This is a genomic window from Bacillus sp. FSL W7-1085 (assembly GCF_038595035.1).
In the GTDB taxonomy this organism is placed as follows: Bacteria; Bacillota; Bacilli; order Bacillales; family Bacillaceae; genus Bacillus; species Bacillus altitudinis.
On sequence record NZ_CP152000.1, the window covers coordinates 308,176 to 324,381 of the forward strand.

General features: G+C 42.4%; 14 protein-coding genes. 12 read left to right on the forward strand and 2 right to left on the reverse strand.

What is annotated here, in order from left to right:
• Positions 1–7: 7 nt before the first annotated feature.
• The 6 genes from MKY11_RS01675 (at position 8) to MKY11_RS01700 (ending at position 6,231) form a co-directional block, all read left to right on the forward strand.
• Entirely contained in the window at positions 8–1,102 is a 1,095-nt protein-coding gene (locus tag MKY11_RS01675; protein WP_024719000.1) for a toxic anion resistance protein, read from the forward strand.
• A gap of 400 nt (positions 1,103–1,502) precedes the next feature.
• Positions 1,503–2,771, forward strand: coding sequence for a glycine/proline betaine ABC transporter ATP-binding protein OpuAA (opuAA, locus tag MKY11_RS01680; protein WP_045034621.1), 1,269 nt, complete (start codon positions 1,503–1,505; stop codon positions 2,769–2,771).
• Positions 2,772–2,781: 10 nt separating this feature from the next.
• The gene (gene opuAB, locus MKY11_RS01685) at positions 2,782–3,627 is read left to right on the forward strand and encodes a glycine/proline betaine ABC transporter permease subunit OpuAB (RefSeq protein ID WP_024718999.1); all 846 of its coding nucleotides are present in this window, start codon (positions 2,782–2,784) and stop codon (positions 3,625–3,627) included.
• The gene (locus MKY11_RS01690; RefSeq protein ID WP_024718998.1) at positions 3,627–4,508 is read left to right on the forward strand and encodes a glycine betaine ABC transporter substrate-binding protein; all 882 of its coding nucleotides are present in this window, start codon (positions 3,627–3,629) and stop codon (positions 4,506–4,508) included. Before opuAB ends, MKY11_RS01690 begins: the two co-directional genes overlap by 1 nt.
• Positions 4,509–4,547: 39 nt before the next feature.
• Positions 4,548–5,423: an alpha/beta hydrolase gene (locus MKY11_RS01695; RefSeq protein WP_342501771.1), complete on the forward strand. Its 876-nt coding sequence runs from the start codon at positions 4,548–4,550 to the stop codon at positions 5,421–5,423.
• A gap of 85 nt (positions 5,424–5,508) precedes the next feature.
• A complete protein-coding gene (locus tag MKY11_RS01700; protein ID WP_024718996.1) occupies positions 5,509–6,231 on the forward strand; it encodes an SDR family oxidoreductase in 723 nt (240 codons plus the stop codon).
• A gap of 47 nt (positions 6,232–6,278) precedes the next feature.
• Here the strand turns inward: MKY11_RS01700 and MKY11_RS01705 are convergent, their stop codons facing one another.
• Entirely contained in the window at positions 6,279–7,406 is a 1,128-nt protein-coding gene (locus MKY11_RS01705; protein ID WP_256688976.1) for a M20 peptidase aminoacylase family protein, read from the reverse strand.
• Between the two features lie 153 nt (positions 7,407–7,559).
• On the opposite strand from MKY11_RS01705, the gene MKY11_RS01710 reads away from it, so the two are divergent.
• The 3 genes from MKY11_RS01710 to MKY11_RS01720 all read left to right on the forward strand — a co-directional run bounded on the left by MKY11_RS01710 (position 7,560) and on the right by MKY11_RS01720 (position 11,821).
• A complete protein-coding gene (locus MKY11_RS01710) occupies positions 7,560–8,990 on the forward strand; it encodes a YfcC family protein (protein WP_007498311.1) in 1,431 nt (476 codons plus the stop codon).
• A gap of 217 nt (positions 8,991–9,207) precedes the next feature.
• Positions 9,208–10,155 carry an L-lactate dehydrogenase gene (locus MKY11_RS01715; RefSeq protein WP_025206699.1) on the forward strand — a complete coding sequence of 316 codons (948 nt, stop codon included), beginning with the start codon at positions 9,208–9,210 and terminating at the stop codon, positions 10,153–10,155.
• A gap of 43 nt (positions 10,156–10,198) precedes the next feature.
• Complete coding sequence (locus MKY11_RS01720) at positions 10,199–11,821, forward strand: L-lactate permease (RefSeq protein WP_041091225.1); 1,623 nt, start codon at positions 10,199–10,201, stop codon at positions 11,819–11,821.
• A gap of 52 nt (positions 11,822–11,873) precedes the next feature.
• Here MKY11_RS01720 and MKY11_RS01725 read toward each other — a convergent pair whose 3' ends face one another.
• Positions 11,874–12,863: a LacI family DNA-binding transcriptional regulator gene (locus MKY11_RS01725; protein ID WP_255816840.1), complete on the reverse strand. Its 990-nt coding sequence runs from the start codon at positions 12,861–12,863 to the stop codon at positions 11,874–11,876.
• 109 nt (positions 12,864–12,972) lie between these two features.
• Between MKY11_RS01725 and MKY11_RS01730 the strand changes: the two genes are divergently transcribed.
• The 3 genes from MKY11_RS01730 to MKY11_RS01740 are packed head-to-tail and all read left to right on the forward strand — an operon-like array spanning position 12,973 to position 16,182.
• A complete protein-coding gene (locus MKY11_RS01730) occupies positions 12,973–14,298 on the forward strand; it encodes a DegT/DnrJ/EryC1/StrS family aminotransferase (protein WP_135010183.1) in 1,326 nt (441 codons plus the stop codon).
• Positions 14,273–15,139: an HAD-IIB family hydrolase gene (locus MKY11_RS01735; protein WP_159145373.1), complete on the forward strand. Its 867-nt coding sequence runs from the start codon at positions 14,273–14,275 to the stop codon at positions 15,137–15,139. The genes MKY11_RS01730 and MKY11_RS01735 overlap by 26 nt, the downstream gene beginning before the upstream one ends.
• The gene (locus MKY11_RS01740) at positions 15,136–16,182 is read left to right on the forward strand and encodes a Gfo/Idh/MocA family oxidoreductase (protein WP_047945856.1); all 1,047 of its coding nucleotides are present in this window, start codon (positions 15,136–15,138) and stop codon (positions 16,180–16,182) included. Before MKY11_RS01735 ends, MKY11_RS01740 begins: the two co-directional genes overlap by 4 nt.
• Positions 16,183–16,206 lie beyond the last annotated feature (24 nt).

Sequence of the window (16,206 nt, forward strand, 5' to 3'; positions counted from 1 at the left end):
AAAGCTTATGACAAATACAAACGGAAATGACATCATTTCAATTGATAAAGAGGAAATCACGATTGAAAAGGCAGACGATATTCGCGTTCAGCTGCGCAATGAACCAGAAGTCCAAAACATTGCGAGACAGATTGATGCCAAAAATCAGCTTGAACTGCTTGAATACGGAAAACAGCCGGCTGTCGAAATCTCTAAGTTTTCTGACCGTATCCTCTCTATGATGCGTTCAACAAGTGTCACAGACTCAGGAACGATGCTTACACAGCTTGGAAAGATTATGGATCGTTTTGATAAAAATGATTTTGACGAGCCAAAGGGCGGTTTGTTATCAAAAATCTTTAAACGCGGTGGCAGCATGATCGAGAAGATTTTCAGCAAATATCAAACGCTCGGTGCAGAAATTGAAAAAATCAATGTGGAAATCAGTAAATACAAAGATGAAATGACCAAATCGACGGTTACGCTTGAAGAAATGTATGAGCATAACATTCAATACTATATGGAGCTTGAAAAGTATGTCGTCGCAGGGCAAATGAAGATCGAAGAATTAAAACAATTGGTTCCTTCTTATGAAGAAAAAGCGGCGGGGGGAAACCAGCTGGCACAAATGGAGCTAGATACGCTTCGTAATGGGATTCAAGCGCTTGAAGAGCGTGTATATGATCTTGATATGGCACGGATGGTGGCACTTCAAACGGCACCACAAATCCGTTTGCTGCAGCGTGGTAATACGAAATTAATCGGGAAAATTAACTCTGCCTTCATCATTACGATTCCAATTTTCAAAAATGGAATCATTCAAGCGGTAACAGCGAAGAGACAAAAGCTTGTGGCTGATTCCATGAGTGAGCTGGATAGAAGAACGAATGAAATGCTGAAACGAAATGCTGAAAATATCTCAAGTCAAAGTGTTGAGATTGCTAAATTATCAGGTCGTCCAAGCATCGACATTGAAACGATCGAATCATCCTTTAATACGATTGTACAAGGGATGAAAGAGACGAAGCAGATTGAAGAAGAAAACAAACGATTACGTGAGGACGGAACAAAACGTATGCTTGAACTTCAAGATAATATTAAGAGAGCTGCCCTAGAGTCCTAAAAAAACAGGCTGTCTGTAACGAAAGTTGCAGGCAGTTTTTTCATGAATTTGATTAAAATTTGAGAAAAAAGGTTTTTATGTGACCTTTTTCGGGTAAATCCTGTTCAGGGGCATGGTTCACCCATGAAAGAAAAAGCCCGCTACCACAAGGATTCGACTTATTTTTTAGCACAATAAGGAATTTCCAGTAAAATATTGTCTGGTGAGAGAAAATACCCCGTAAAATATGTAGTTTATGAAGCATTCTATAGGATTTACGAGTAATACGGCGTATAAACTGTAATCACCAGACCTCTATATGGAATTCATACATATTGTACGGAAATAAGCGAATTCTAAAGATTGTTCGCATCATAACGCTTATGTTACGGTTATAAAGATGCTAATTTGGAGGGAAAAAATGAATTCTGAAGAGAGAAAGATCAAAATCAAGATAAATAATGTATCTAAAATTTTCGGTAAAAATGCTAAAAAAGCATCTCAAATGCTTGAAAAAGGGAAGACAAAAAGAGAAATCCTAAAAGAGACCGGCGCAACAGTTGGTGTCAATCGAGCAAATTTTGATGTGTATGACGGCGAGATATTTGTCATCATGGGGCTATCAGGGAGCGGAAAGTCCACACTTGTGCGGCTGCTGAATAGGTTAATCGAACCAACCTCCGGCGAAATTTATATTGATGGGGATATGATAACAAATATGTCAAAGGATCAATTGCGTGAAGTCAGACGGAAAAAGATCAGCATGGTCTTCCAAAACTTCGCATTGTTCCCGCATCGTACCATTCTGGAGAATACAGAATACGGGCTTGAATTGCAAGGTGTAGAGAAAGAACAGCGCCGCTCTAAAGCGCTTGAATCTTTAAAGCTTGTTGGACTTGAAGGTTTTGAAGAGCAGTACCCAAATCAATTAAGTGGCGGTATGCAGCAGCGTGTTGGATTGGCACGTGCACTAGCTAATGACCCTGATATTTTGTTAATGGATGAAGCATTCAGCGCACTAGATCCATTAATTCGTAAAGACATGCAGGATGAATTGCTTGAGCTTCATACGTCTGTAGGAAAAACAATTATTTTCATCACGCATGATTTAGATGAAGCGCTTCGTATTGGCGACCGCATTGTCCTCATGAAAGACGGGAATATCGTTCAAATCGGAACACCAGAAGAAATTCTGATGAACCCATCGAACGAGTATGTTGAACGTTTCGTTGAAGATGTAGACCTTTCTAAAGTATTAACCGCTGGTCATATTATGAAACGTGCAGAAACAGTTCAGATTGATAAAGGGGCACGTGTTGCGCTCACGCTCATGAAGAACCTTGGTATTTCGTCTATCTATGCAGTTGATAAGAAAAAGCATTTATTAGGTGTTATTTCTGCACAAGCAGCGAAAAAAGCGGCAGAAACGGGTGCGTCGCTAGAAACTGTTCTTGATAAAGAATTTACGACAGTATTGGAATCAACGTATTTAACAGAGATCTTTGATGCAGTATCTGATGCGGCAAATATTCCAATTGCCGTTGTAGATGAGAAAAACAGAATGAAGGGTATTGTGGTCAGAGGTGCATTGATTGGTGCATTATCAGGTAATGATGAATATATCAACATGTCTTCTAACAAGCTAGAGGAAATTAAAGCACAAGAGCCTTCTGCACAGGAGGTAGAATAAGATGTTTAGTATGAGTGATTTACCTAGAATTCCGTTCGCGGATTATATCGATCAATTTGTTGACTGGTTAACATTAACCTTTGGTGGTTTCTTTGATGGCATCACAAATGGATTAGCTGGAACAGTAAATGGTATTGTAGCTGCACTTGGCGTCATTCCATCCATTATTTTAACGCTTATCTTTGCCGGCATTGCTTGGTGGATCAGTACAAGAGGAGTTGCTCTTTTCACACTTATTGGATTCTTACTGATCGACTATTTAGGCTACTGGCAGCCAATGCTGCAAACACTTGCGCTCGTTCTGACAGCTGTGGTCATTTCTATCGTGATCGGGGTTCCGATCGGTATTTGGGCATCACAGAAGGAAACGGTGCGTAAAATTGTCACACCTATTTTAGACTTAATGCAGACAATGCCTGCATTCGTTTATCTTTTACCAGCAATCTTCTTCTTTAACATCGGAGTAGTACCTGGCGTTGTGGCATCGGTTATTTTCTCTATGCCGCCAACGATTCGTATGACCATTCTCGGTATTAAACAAGTACCATCTGATTTAATTGAAGCAACAGAAGCTTTTGGTTCAACGACATTCCAGCGTTTGTTCAAAGTTCAGCTTCCACTTGCTACAAAAACCATCTTAGCTGGGATTAACCAAAGTATTATGCTTGCTCTATCCATGGTCGTCATTGCGGCAATGGTTGGTGCACCAGGACTTGGTTCGGAAGTATATAGTGCGGTAACACAGCTGAAAACAGGGATTGGTTTTGAAGCAGGTATTGCCATTGTTATCGTGGCGATTACACTGGATCGTATTACACAAAACATTAAAACGAAAAAAACCAGGGGGAATGCTTAATGTGGAAAAAGTCTCTCTACATTGGGATGACCGCCCTGCTTGTCTTTTTACTAGCTGCTTGTGGTGCAAAGTCGGACTCAAATGCGAGTGCAGCACAGCAAGTGAATAAAACCATTATCGGTATTGATCCGGGTTCAGGTATTATGGCGCTGACGGATCAAGCGAAAAAGGACTACGGTTTAGAGGATTGGACGGTTGTGTCTGCCTCAAGTGCAGCGATGACAGCGACATTGAAGAAATCGTATGACCGTAAAAAACCGATTATCATCACTGGCTGGAATCCTCACTGGATGTTTTCCCGCTACGATTTAAAATATTTAGATGATCCGAAAAAATCATATGGTGAAGAAGAAGAAATTCACACCATTTCACGTAAAGGATTTGCGAAGGATCAACCGGAAGCAGCCAAAATGCTCAGTCAATTTAAATGGTCTCAAGATGATATGGGCGAAGTGATGCTTGATATTCAAGATGGCGTCAAACCAACGGATGCTGCTGTTAAATATGTGAAAAAGCATAAAGATCAAGTAGCGAAATGGACAAAAGGCGTGAAAAAGTCAAACGGTGACAAAATCAATCTTGCCTACGTTGCGTGGGATAGTGAGATTGCAAGTACCAATGTGGCCGCAGAGGTATTGCGTGAGCTTGGTTTTAAAGTGACCTTGACTCAGGTTGAAGCAGGCCCAATGTGGACAGCAATTGCAACCGGAAGTGCTGATGCATCATTATCTGCATGGCTTCCAAATACGCATAAAACGTATGCAGCGAAGTTTAAAGGAAAATATGATGACCTCGGTACAAGTATGAAGGGTCTTCGCATGGGTCTCGTTGTTCCGACTTATATGAAAAACGTCAACTCGATCGAAGATTTGAAAAAATAGCCAATTGTATAACAGTTCCCTTATAATAGAAGGGAGCATATGGAAAAAGCAGTCTGCTCAAAAAGCGACTGCTTTTTCTTATATATAAGGATGGTGGATGAGTTGTCGATGGTGGAAAAACCAATGATGATTTTCCTGCACGGTGGAGGCGTAAGCAGCTGGATGTGGCAGGAGCATATGGAAATATTCACGGAAACGTATGAATGCTATACCCCTGATTTTATCGGTCACGGGACAAGAGCAAATGAAACATCGTTTTCCATGCGAGAAAGTGCTTTTGAAATCATTTCATGGATAAAGGAGCATGCACATGGTCGTACAGTCATTCTAATTGGCTTCTCTCTAGGTGCACAGGTAGCCGTTGATGTGTTATCGAGAGAGCCAGACATCGCAGACATCGCCATTATCAATAGCGCCCTTGTGTTGCCATTACCATGGCTCTATTTGATGGTAAGGCCCATTTTACCTCTTACATATCCGTTATTAAAGAAAGATTGGTTCATCCAGCTGCAAGCAGAAAAGATGGGACTTCCAAACGATGTACTGGATCATTATGCAGCGGATTCCAAACAATTGCAGAAGAAGACATTGCTTACGATGTTTCAAGAAAATCTTCATTACAAGCTCCCTGAGACGTTTCAACAAGCGAAGGCACGGATTCTTGTGACAGTGGGAGAAAAGGAAAAGAGCATTATGACTAGGTCAGCAGAAAAAATCACGAATGCACACCCGAATGCAGCCGGGTTCATCGTTCCTGACATTGGACATACGTTTACTTTTGAAAAGAAAGAACTTTTTGTCGACATGATCAAAAGCTTTATAGAAGAGCGTGCGTTACCAGCGGAATTAAAGGAAATAAGGAAGCTAGGCCATTTAGAAAGTGAAGATGAGCATAAAAGGGGCAGGCATGTATAAGACATTGTATGATATAGGTATAAAACGCTTACAGATGAATGGGTGTATGGATGGAAGCTTGTAAGTGAGCCATGAAGGAGGAAGCATGAGTAAAAACTATATCATATTTGGTGCGAGTCAAGGATTAGGGGATGCCTTTGTAAAAGGTCTTCCTTCAAGTGGAGATACAGTATGGATTGTGTCACGAAGTGAACCAAGCAGTTTGAACATAGATGATGGAGTGCGTAGAATTTGGCTGAAGATCGATTTATCAAGCCAAACCCATATCCCTTTTATGCTCGAAGCATTGAAGAATCAAACGATTGATGTACTCATTTATAACGTAGGTTTATGGGAGAAACGCGGCTTTGAAGATGATTATTCTTTCGATCTTGATCAACCGGAGGATATCGCTCATTTAATCAATGTGAACGTTACCTCAACGATTACCTACATCCAAGCCCTGCTTCCGCACGTAAGGACATCTGAGAATGGAAAGATCATCGTCATTGGTTCTACTGCTGGACTTGACCATACGAATTTGCCTCAGGTTTCTTTTGTTGCTTCTAAATTTGGGCTTCGTGGTATTGTGAACGCACTAAGAGAGCACGTAAGGAAAGATAAAATATCCGTTACCTGTATCAATCCAGGAGAGCTGGCGGCAGAAGTTCCGTACGAAGATGGCGCTGAAAAAGCCATTGCTCTGTATGATGAAACGAGAATACCTGTACAAGATATTGTCGAGCTGGCGAGATGTGTCATTCATCTATCCAGGGTGTCCTGTGTGAAAGAAATCAATGTACCGGCAATGACAGATGTGAATGCGTAAAATAAAGGAGACCACCCGCTTCAGGAAAGACGGGTGGTTTTTTTATTTTACGATGAATGCTGCTGAAGTGTTTCGTATACAGCTTCCGTCAAAATCTCAATTCCGGTAAAAATGGCAGAGCGGTCAAATGTCATATAAGGATGGTGAAGCCCTGGTTTTAAATCACAGCCTAAACCAAGCATCGTCGATTTAATATGCGGAACTTCAGCTGCATAAAAATGAAAGTCCTCTCCGCCTGTCGTCACGATCGGTGGATCGAGCTGTTCTTTGCCTAGCACTTGCTCAATGGCATGTGACATGATCTCCACAGCTTCTTCATTTAATGTCGCAGCTGGAAGACGATGATCAGTTGAAAGTGTGATAGAGGCGCCAAAAGCATCCGCTACAGAATGGCATGCTCTTTCAATTTCCTTTTCTAATTCATCCATCACTTCGTTTGTCTGTGCCCGAACGTCTAGTGTAAAAGAGGCCTTGCCAGGGATGATGTTGGAGCTGCCGCCGCCTGCATTTAAATTGGTCATTTTCACAGAATGGGCGACTCGTGGATCGACATGGATATGCGCCAGTCTCTGCACAAGCGTAGACGCAACTTCGATGACGTTGACCCCAAGGTGCGGGCGTGCACCGTGTGCTTCCTCCCCTAGAATGGTCCCGACGTAATGATTACTTGATCCGTGCAAAATGGCAGGAGCGCAGCGTCCGTTTAAGGTTTCTTGAATTGGGCGCACATGCACCCCGTATAAATAATCGACGTCAGCTAACACACCTTTTTCGATCATCTTTAAAGCGCCGCCGCCTCTTTCTTCGGCAGGCTGAAAAATGAATCGGATCGTGCCACTTGGAAGTTCTTTTTCTTTCAATGCCATGAATGTCCCAAGTGCCATCGTCATATGTGCATCGTGTCCGCATGAATGGTTGGCTTGAAATACGCCATCTACTTCCTGCCACAGTGCGTCAATATCGGCTCTCACAGCAACCACTGGTGCGCCTTCCCCAATTTCACCGATTACCCCTGTACAGTCTTCAAATGTTCTCGTTTTACAGCCTAATTTCTTTAATAGAGCTTCAATATAAGCTGTCGTATTTGTCTCTTCCCAGCTGATTTCTGGATGGGCGTGCAGATGTTCAAAGATGTCTGTCACGGTTTGTTTCATCTCGTTTGTCAAAGTTGTCATGAGAAGCCTCCTTGCTGACAGATAATCTGCCAAAACATTCTTTTAGTGAAATAATATTGATCTTAAATATCATCAGTGTTTATAATATAACACATCATTTGATTATTCAGAAAATTAAGTGAAATTCCGATCGGGACAAAGGGGTTTTGACAGATGAAAACAGCAACAGTATCAGCACCTGAGAAACAAAAAAGAAAACTTCAGATGCCGGATGCGTATGTACTCTTATTTATGATTGCTTTAATTTGTACGATCGCAACGTATTTTGTACCAGCCGGTGAATTTGATCGGAAAACGTCAGGAGAGATCACAACAGCTGTTCCTGGCAGTTATCACCGTATTGATCAATCACCAGTTAGTCCGGTTGGTTTTTTTACAGCGATTCAAGAAGGGATGGTTGGTTCATCCTCTATTATTTTTCTGATTCTTTTTACTGGCGGAACCATTGCGATTTTGGAAAAGACAGGTGCCATTAACGGGATGATTCACAATGTCATCAGCCGGTTCCAAACGAAACAGCTATTGTTTATTTGTATTGTTGGCGGATTGTTTTCTGTACTTGGGACGACCGGAATTGTGGTGAACTCGGTCATTGGCTTTATTCCTATTGGGATCATTGTGGCACGTTCTTTAAAGTGGGATGCAGTGGCGGGAGCGGCGGTTATTTACATCGGCTGTTATGCAGGTTTTAACGCAACCATTTTGTCTCCATCTCCATTAGGTTTATCACAAACGATTGCAGAACTGCCGATTTTTTCTGGTATTGGGCTGCGTGTCATCATTTATCTTTGTTTTCTTCTATCTAGTATTGTGTACATCTATTTATATACAAAACGCTTGAAAAATAAAGAAAAGGGAAGCCTGCTTGGTGACGAGTGGTTTCCAGCTAAAGGGCTAGGAGGAGCTGATGCGGAATCTGTGGACAAGCCTGAATTCACCGGTAGACATAAGCTGATTTTAGCGGTGTGCGGTTTGTCGCTTGGGGGTTTTTTATATGGTGCGCTTCAGCTCGGCTGGACCGATAAGGAAATGGCTGGTGTATTCATTTTCATGGCAATTGCTGCTGGTCTGCTTGGGGGATTAGCTGCCAATGATATTGCAAAAACGTTTATTGTCGGCTGTCAAAGCCTTGTATACGGCGCACTCATTGTCGGCATGGCACGCTGCATTTCAGTCATTTTGGAAAACGGCAAGCTGCTTGATACTGTGGTGAATGGGCTTGCGAGTATGCTGACAGGGTTTAGTCCAATCGCTGGTGCGATCGGCATGTATATCGCCAGTGCGCTCCTTCACTTTTTGATTTCATCAGGATCAGGAGAAGCGGTTGTCTTTATACCGATTCTTGCGCCGCTTGCTGATTTAATGGGTATCACGAGACAAGTAGCGGTAGAAGCAGTGATGCTCGGTGAAGGGGTGGTCAACTGCGTGAATCCGACTTCAGGTGTGTTGATGGCTGTCTTGGCTGCAAGTGGGATTCCTTACGTGAAATGGCTGCGTTTTATGGTGCCGCTTGCGCTCATTTGGTTCGTCATCGGCCTTGTCTTTATTTGTATCGGTGTCATGATCAATTGGGGACCTTATTAAATAAGAAAGAAGCTGCCAAAGAGTGTTTGGCGGCTTTTTTCTTATGAGAAAATGTATGGGGACAGCGGTTTAAAACCACAATAAGAGTGTTCACAAAATGGCTACATTATTTTTTTGAGCAATCCCCTTGCAAAAGTTTGTGAAGTATTGCACAATAAGAATGTGAAATACTTCACATAAGAAAAACAACCTAGTTTTACTCAGGAGGATGAGATAAATGACAAACGAAAAAGTAAACAAAGTAGCACTTATTGGAGCAGGTTTTGTCGGCAGCAGTTATGCCTTTACATTAATAAATCAAGCGATCACAGATGAATTGGTAGTCATCGATTTGAATCAAGACAAAGCAATGGGTGATGTCATGGATTTAAACCACGGGAAAGCATTCGCCCCGCATCCTGTGAATACTTGGTATGGAGATTATGAGGATTGTCAGGATGCTGACATTGTATGTATCTGCGCTGGTGCAAACCAAAAGCCAGGTGAAACGAGACTTGATCTTGTTGAGAAAAATTTAAATATATTTAAAGGCATTGTAGACAATGTGATGAAAAGCGGATTCGATGGTATTTTCTTAGTTGCTACGAACCCAGTTGATATTTTGACATATGCGACTTGGAAATTCAGTGGACTGCCAAAAGAACGAGTGATTGGTAGTGGAACAACGCTTGATACGGCAAGATTCAGATACATGCTTAGTGAGTACTTTGAAGCAGCGGCGCACAATGTGCATGCGTACATCATTGGAGAGCATGGGGATACAGAGCTTGCTGTTTGGAGCCATGCGAATATCGGAAGTGTACCAATCACAGAATTAATGAAGAGAAATGACCAATACAAACAAGAAGATTTAGACGACATCATGGAAAATGTCCGTCATGCCGCTTACCAAATCATTGAGAAAAAAGGCGCGACTTATTACGGTGTAGCGATGAGTTTAGCCCGTATTACTAGAGCCATTTTACACAATGAAAACAGCATTTTGACTGTCAGCACTTATTTAGATGGAGAATACGGAGCAGAAGATGTCTACATTGGTGTACCTGCCCTCGTGAACCGAAATGGTGCAACTGAAATTATGGAGCTTGCACTGAATGACACAGAAAAAGAAAAGTTCGCACACAGTGTGAATGTGTTAAAAGAAATTTTAGCTCCTCATTTTTAATCAATCAAAGGCAACCTATCTGAGCAGAAAAGGATGAATCACTATGTGGCAGCAAATATATGATCCGTTTGGTAATGAGTTCGTCAGTGCATTGGTGGCCATGCTTCCAATCTTGTTTTTCCTACTAGCATTAACTGTATTTAAGTTAAAAGGGGTATTAGCCGCTTGTTTTACCTTGATCGTCAGTTTTGTAACAGCTGTTTTCTTCTTTCATATGCCAATTGAAAAAGCATTATCTGCTGTGGTGCTCGGTGTATCTAATGGGCTGTGGCCGATTGGATATATCGTCATCATGGCCGTATGGCTCTATAAAATTGCTGTGAAGTCTGGAAAGTTTGATGTCATTCGTTCTAGTATTGCAGGAATTTCTCAAGATCAACGGTTACAGCTCTTATTAATTGGTTTTAGTTTTAACGCATTTTTAGAGGGAGCCGCTGGATTCGGTGTTCCGATTGCGATTAGTGCCGCTCTTTTAACAGAGCTTGGGTTTAAACCACTAAAAGCCGCCATGCTTTGCTTGATTGCAAATGCTGCGTCTGGCGCTTTTGGTGCAGTAGGTATCCCGGTTATTACTGGAGCACAAATGGGGAATATGACGCCGCTTGAGCTGTCTCAAACCCTTGTGTACACCATTCCGTTTATTTCTTTCTGTATCCCGTTTCTGCTTATTCTCATTGTAGACGGCTTTAAAGGGATCAAAGAAACGCTTCCGGCCTTGCTTGTTGTGAGTGGAAGCTACGCGATTCTGCAGGCTGTTACAATGGTCACGATGGGCCCTGAGCTTGCCAATATTATTTCAGCTTTAGCGAGTATGGGAATTTTGGCTTTATTTCTTCGAAAATGGCAGCCGAAACATATTTATCGTGAAGAAGGGGCACCAGCCATTGAGAAGAAACAAACGTATAGCGGGGTTGAGGTGCTGAAAGCATGGTCTCCGTTTTATATTTTAACTGCCGTCATTACTGTATGGAGCCTACCAGCTTTTAAAGCATTATTTGCTGAAGGAGGACCGCTTAACTGGACAACCATTTTAGTGAAAATGCCGTTTCTGCATCAGCAAATTGTGAAATTACCGCCAATTGCCCAAACAGAAACACCGATTGATGCGATCTTTAAAATTGATGTTATTAGTGCAACAGGTACCGCTATTCTAATTGCAGTGATGCTGACAGGATTGTTCAGCAGACATATTACATTAAAAGAAGGGGCTACCTGCTTAAATGCAGCGGTCAAAGAGCTTTGGGTCCCTGTTCTTACAATTTGTTTTGTTATGGGCTTTGCCAATTTGGCGAACTTTGCAGGTCTAAGTTCTGCTATCGGACTAGCGCTTGCTAAAACAGGCGATTTATTCCCGCTTGTCAGCCCAGTGCTTGGCTGGATCGGCGTGTTTATTACGGGATCTGTTGTGAGTAACAATGCCTTATTCGGCAACCTTCAAGCAGTCACCGCTTCTCAAATCGGCTCTCAGGCAGGTTTGTTAATCGGGGCAAATACGACCGGTGGTGTGATGGCGAAATTAATTTCTCCACAATCCATTGCCATTGCAACAGCAGCTGTTGGAGAAACAGGTAAAGAATCTGAGCTCTTCCAAAAAACAGTGAAGTACAGCTTCATTTTGCTCGGCATCGTATGTATATGGACATTTATTCTTGCTCAATTTATATAGGTTGATCGATTGATTGAAAAATGGAAGACTGAGAGATTTCTCAGTCTTTTTTTTATGTGGATTCTCGTGTGACAAGCCGAGTAGGTAGCTGAATATGTTCACGTTGTAATGGTTTTTGATCTTGGAGCAGCTGAATCATTTGTTTTACAGCCTGCTGGCCGAGCTCGACGATGGGGATGTCGATGGTCGTGATCGTTGGTGCTGTCACCTCACAAATGTCTTGATTGTCATAACCGATCACCGCTAAATCCTTAGGAATGTGATATCCATATGAAATGGCTTGTTTAATGAGGCCTGCTGCCACTTGATCATTGCCGGTGAAAATCGCATCCGGCGCATCCGGCATCCGGTGGATTAAGTCCATTAAACGAAAGCCGTCCTCAATGGTAAAAGCCTCGCCGAACAGCCAATCTTCTTTAAGCGGCAAACCGTGATCAGAAAGCGCATCAAGATAGCCTTGCTTTCTTTGTTTTTGCGCTTCACTGCTTTCTGTATCAAAGCAAAATCCAATGGATGTACGCCCTGATTGAATCAAGTAGTCAACCGCTTTATAAGCAGCTTCCCGCTCATCATATCCGATAATCGGAATGTCTGCTGTTTGATGAAATTCATTTGCCATGACGATCGGGCCGTTTGCTAAAAATGGCTCGATTGTTGCCCACTTATTTTCTAACGCCCCCAATATGACACCATCTACTTCTTTTCTTTTTAATAATTGAAGCCCTTCAAGTTCTGCTGATTCTTGATAAAACGTCTGGAGCACGATGGCTTTATACCCTTGATCCAGCGCTTCCTTTGAAATGCCTTTAATCAATTGTGCAAAAAAAGGATGGTCCACAGCTGGAACAGACACAGCAATGGTTTTTGTCTGATGTGACCGAAGGGTGCGGGCTGCTGAGCTTGGTGTATACTCCATTTCCTTCATCACCTGTAAAATGTGCTGGCGCTTTTCTTCGGATACATATGGATGGTTGTTCAGCACCCGAGAAACAGTGGTCGTTGAAACCCCACAGCGTTTGGCAATTTCATAAATTGTACACATATTAACAAATCCTTTACACAAAGTTATTGTTCTGAAATCGATAACATCATTTACAATGTGAAACAAGTTAAATATTAACAAATGGAATTGATTAATTGGAGGGAATGGAATGCAAATATTGACGAAGATATCAGGTAAAAGCAAGGATTATCTACCGTTGCTGGATATGATCAATCAAGGTGTTCAAGTAAAGGCTGATTCAGTTGAAAAGAATCTAGCGAATGATAAGCTTGCTGCGTTCCTTGAGCAAGATATTGCGCGTACAGGTTTGGAAAAAATTCTCTTCCATTATAAACAAAATAAGGAAAAAAAGATACCGTTCCTGCCGGTCGATAAACTGATTTCAGAGGATGAGATTGATGATATTATGCAGGTGCTGAAAGAAGTATTAAGTTCAGGCCGTTTTACATCAGGCCCTTATATTCCAAAGTTTGAAAAGACGCTCGCAGCATACTTAGGGAAAAAATATGTCATTGCCACATCAAGTGGAACAGATGCCTTGATGATCAGTTTAATATCAGCAGGCGTCCATCCTAGAGATGAGGTCATCCTGCCTGCCAACAGCTTTGCTGCAACAGAAAATGCAGTGCTTGCGATTGGTGCGGTTCCAGTCTATGCCGATATTGATCCAGACACCTACTGCCTAGCGCCGAATGAAATAGAAAAGCATATTACAGATAAGACAGTATGTATTCTTCCGGTTCATTTGTATGGAAAGCAAGCGGATATGAAGGCCATTTCGACGATTGCGAAACGGCATGGTCTATCGATCATTGAGGATGGCTGTCAGGCGATTGGCAGTAGCGGGCTTGGGGAATTTGGGGATGGACTTGTTCTCAGCTTTAATCCTTACAAAAACCTTGGAGTTTGCGGAAAGGCAGGAGCCATCGCGACAAATGATGAAGCCCTAGCCGAAAAATGCATGGAAATCAGCTATCACGGTTTTGAACCAGGAAAGAAAAACGTGAAGCGCAGTGACTATGGCTTTAATTCTAAGATTGATAACTTACAGGCCGCAATCGGGCTAGAACGAATGAAATATTTAGGTTTACAAAACTTTAAACGCTTTTACTTGGCAAAGAGATACATAGATCAGCTGCAAACGCTGGAGGACGAGGGCTATATAAAGCTTCCGAAGCTAACAGAGGATCATGTATGGCATCTATTCCCGATCAGAGTGGTGAAGGGAAGCCGAGATGAGCTGGCAGAGAAATTACTGGAAATGGGCATAGAAACAGATGTCTATTACCCAATTTTATCGCATCAGCATCAAACGAATCTTGTTTCTCAAAAGTATAAACAAACGGCACTTCCACATACGGAAAAAGCCGTACAGCAATTACTCCATTTGCCGCTTTATCCAGGTATGCCGCTGCAAGATCAGGAGAAAGTCATCGAGGGGGTCCATCATGTTATCAAATCTTCCATTCAATAAAAAGCTGGTGCATCAACCACAACATCCGCAGTGGATCGTCTTCTGTGATTTCGATGAGACCTATTATTCTCACGGAATGACCGAGGAGCAGAGAGAGGATGTAAAACGGCTGGAAGCTTTTGTGGCAGAAAAGAGCGAAGCCGGACAGCTCATGCTGGGCTGGGTGACGGGAAGCAGCCTTGATTCTGTTACGAGCAAAATGGAGAAAGGCGGTTTCTATCAATTCCCGCATTTTATTGCGTCGAATTTAGGAACTGAAATCGTGTATACATCAGATGGGAAATTTGGACAGCCGGATGCAGAATGGATGAAACGGCTTGATGCACAGGGCTTTTCAGACGAAAAAATTGAAGATATTCTGCAAGCCGTACGTGAAAAGGGGATCACCCTTAGGCCGCAAACGCAGCTAGGCAGCTCTGGGTATAAAAAGAATTTCTATTATCAGGAGCAGGATGAACGAACAGATCTCCATCATCTATCATTCATCCAAACACTTGCGAAGGAGCGGGGAGTGGAGGTGAACATCAACAAATGCAACCCACTTGCGGGTGACCCTGCGGATTGTTATGACGTTGATTTTTTACCAGTGGGAACAGGAAAGGATGAAATCGTTCGGTTTATGCTGAATCAATATAACCTGTCAAAAGATAAGGGCTTTGCTTTTGGTGATAGTGGGAATGATCTGCGGATGCTTCAATCCGTCACGCACGGCTTTCTTGTCCAAAATGCAACAGCCGAAGCCAAACGGCACCATCATCAAATTTGTCATCATGGGTATGCAAAAGGAATCTATGAAACATTGAAAACAGTGATGTATAAACATGAGGAGGCACATTCATGAAGAAAATTGGAATTGTTGGAGCAGGGAATATTGCAAAAGCACATGCTAGAGCATTATCAACGATCAAAGGTACAGAATTATCTGGGGTCTATGACTTGCACGAATCCGTCGCACAAGGATTTATTAAACAGTACGGTGGACGGGTGTATGCCAGTATCGAAACACTAGCGGATGCATCAGATGGATTGATCATTGCTTCCCCTAACTTCTGTCACAAGGACCATGCCCTTCAGGCGCTTAGAGCAGGACAGCCGATTTTATGCGAAAAACCGATGGCTGTATCGTTAAAAGAAGCGAAGGAAATGGTGGAGACAGCCAAACAGTTCCAGATTCAAGCCAGTATGGGCTTTAACTATCGCTATTTATCCTTTGTGAATATTTTGAAGAACTTGATCGCCAATGGTGAATTAGGACGCGTTTTGACAGTACGGACACATTTTAAGAAAAATAGTGCCCTTAGAAGAAAGACATTTTCGTGGAGAGACAGCGGCGAAAGTCTGCGTACAAGCGGTGCATTAGGAGATTTAGGGATTCATTTGATTGATATGCTGTGGTACTTATTTGGCAGTGAAATGAAAAAAGAATCCCTTAATACGAAGATGCTGACACATGTAAAGGAAAAAGAAGAGAAAAAGGTACAGGTTGATGACCATACCGAAATTTTTGGGCAAATGGAGAATCAAGTGTTCTTTCATTTGGTGACGTCCAAAAGTACGCAGCCGGAGGAATGTGGATTTAGTGTAGAAGTGGTGGGGCATGACAAGGTTTTTAAATACCATACAAACATGAAAAACGAATATGAGATCAGTGATGGCTTGTGTGTAGAGCGACATCAAATGCCGCAAACATTGCTGACAGATCCACCAAATGAATTTTATGGATGGTCTGATACATTCCGTGATCAGCTGATGCATTGGGTAAATACAAACTCATATCCATCTCATATGAAGGTAGCTGATTTTGCAGATGGTTATCGCGCGCAGGCTGCGCTGAATACGTGCTTCGAGAGGGAAGAGGCTGTCGTCTCTGCCCGCGCATATTAATGAAGAGGTGGAGCGGAGGATATC

What these genes read in the sequence shown, in the direction of transcription:
- MKY11_RS01735 (WP_159145373.1), top strand. Translation starts at nt 14,273, where the DNA reads ATGTTATCAAATCTTCCATTCAATAAAAAGCTGGTGCATCAACCACAA.
- MKY11_RS01690 (WP_024718998.1), top strand. Translation starts at nt 3,627, where the DNA reads ATGTGGAAAAAGTCTCTCTACATTGGGATGACCGCCCTGCTTGTCTTT.
- MKY11_RS01730 (WP_135010183.1), top strand. Translation starts at nt 12,973, where the DNA reads ATGCAAATATTGACGAAGATATCAGGTAAAAGCAAGGATTATCTACCG.
- MKY11_RS01715 (WP_025206699.1), top strand. Translation starts at nt 9,208, where the DNA reads ATGACAAACGAAAAAGTAAACAAAGTAGCACTTATTGGAGCAGGTTTT.
- MKY11_RS01705 (WP_256688976.1), bottom strand. Translation starts at nt 7,406, where the DNA reads ATGACAACTTTGACAAACGAGATGAAACAAACCGTGACAGACATCTTT.
- opuAA (WP_045034621.1), top strand. Translation starts at nt 1,503, where the DNA reads ATGAATTCTGAAGAGAGAAAGATCAAAATCAAGATAAATAATGTATCT.
- MKY11_RS01710 (WP_007498311.1), top strand. Translation starts at nt 7,560, where the DNA reads ATGAAAACAGCAACAGTATCAGCACCTGAGAAACAAAAAAGAAAACTT.
- MKY11_RS01720 (WP_041091225.1), top strand. Translation starts at nt 10,199, where the DNA reads ATGTGGCAGCAAATATATGATCCGTTTGGTAATGAGTTCGTCAGTGCA.
- MKY11_RS01695 (WP_342501771.1), top strand. Translation starts at nt 4,548, where the DNA reads ATGGAAAAAGCAGTCTGCTCAAAAAGCGACTGCTTTTTCTTATATATA.
- MKY11_RS01700 (WP_024718996.1), top strand. Translation starts at nt 5,509, where the DNA reads ATGAGTAAAAACTATATCATATTTGGTGCGAGTCAAGGATTAGGGGAT.
- MKY11_RS01675 (WP_024719000.1), top strand. Translation starts at nt 8, where the DNA reads ATGACAAATACAAACGGAAATGACATCATTTCAATTGATAAAGAGGAA.
- MKY11_RS01740 (WP_047945856.1), top strand. Translation starts at nt 15,136, where the DNA reads ATGAAGAAAATTGGAATTGTTGGAGCAGGGAATATTGCAAAAGCACAT.
- MKY11_RS01725 (WP_255816840.1), bottom strand. Translation starts at nt 12,863, where the DNA reads ATGTGTACAATTTATGAAATTGCCAAACGCTGTGGGGTTTCAACGACC.
- opuAB (WP_024718999.1), top strand. Translation starts at nt 2,782, where the DNA reads ATGAGTGATTTACCTAGAATTCCGTTCGCGGATTATATCGATCAATTT.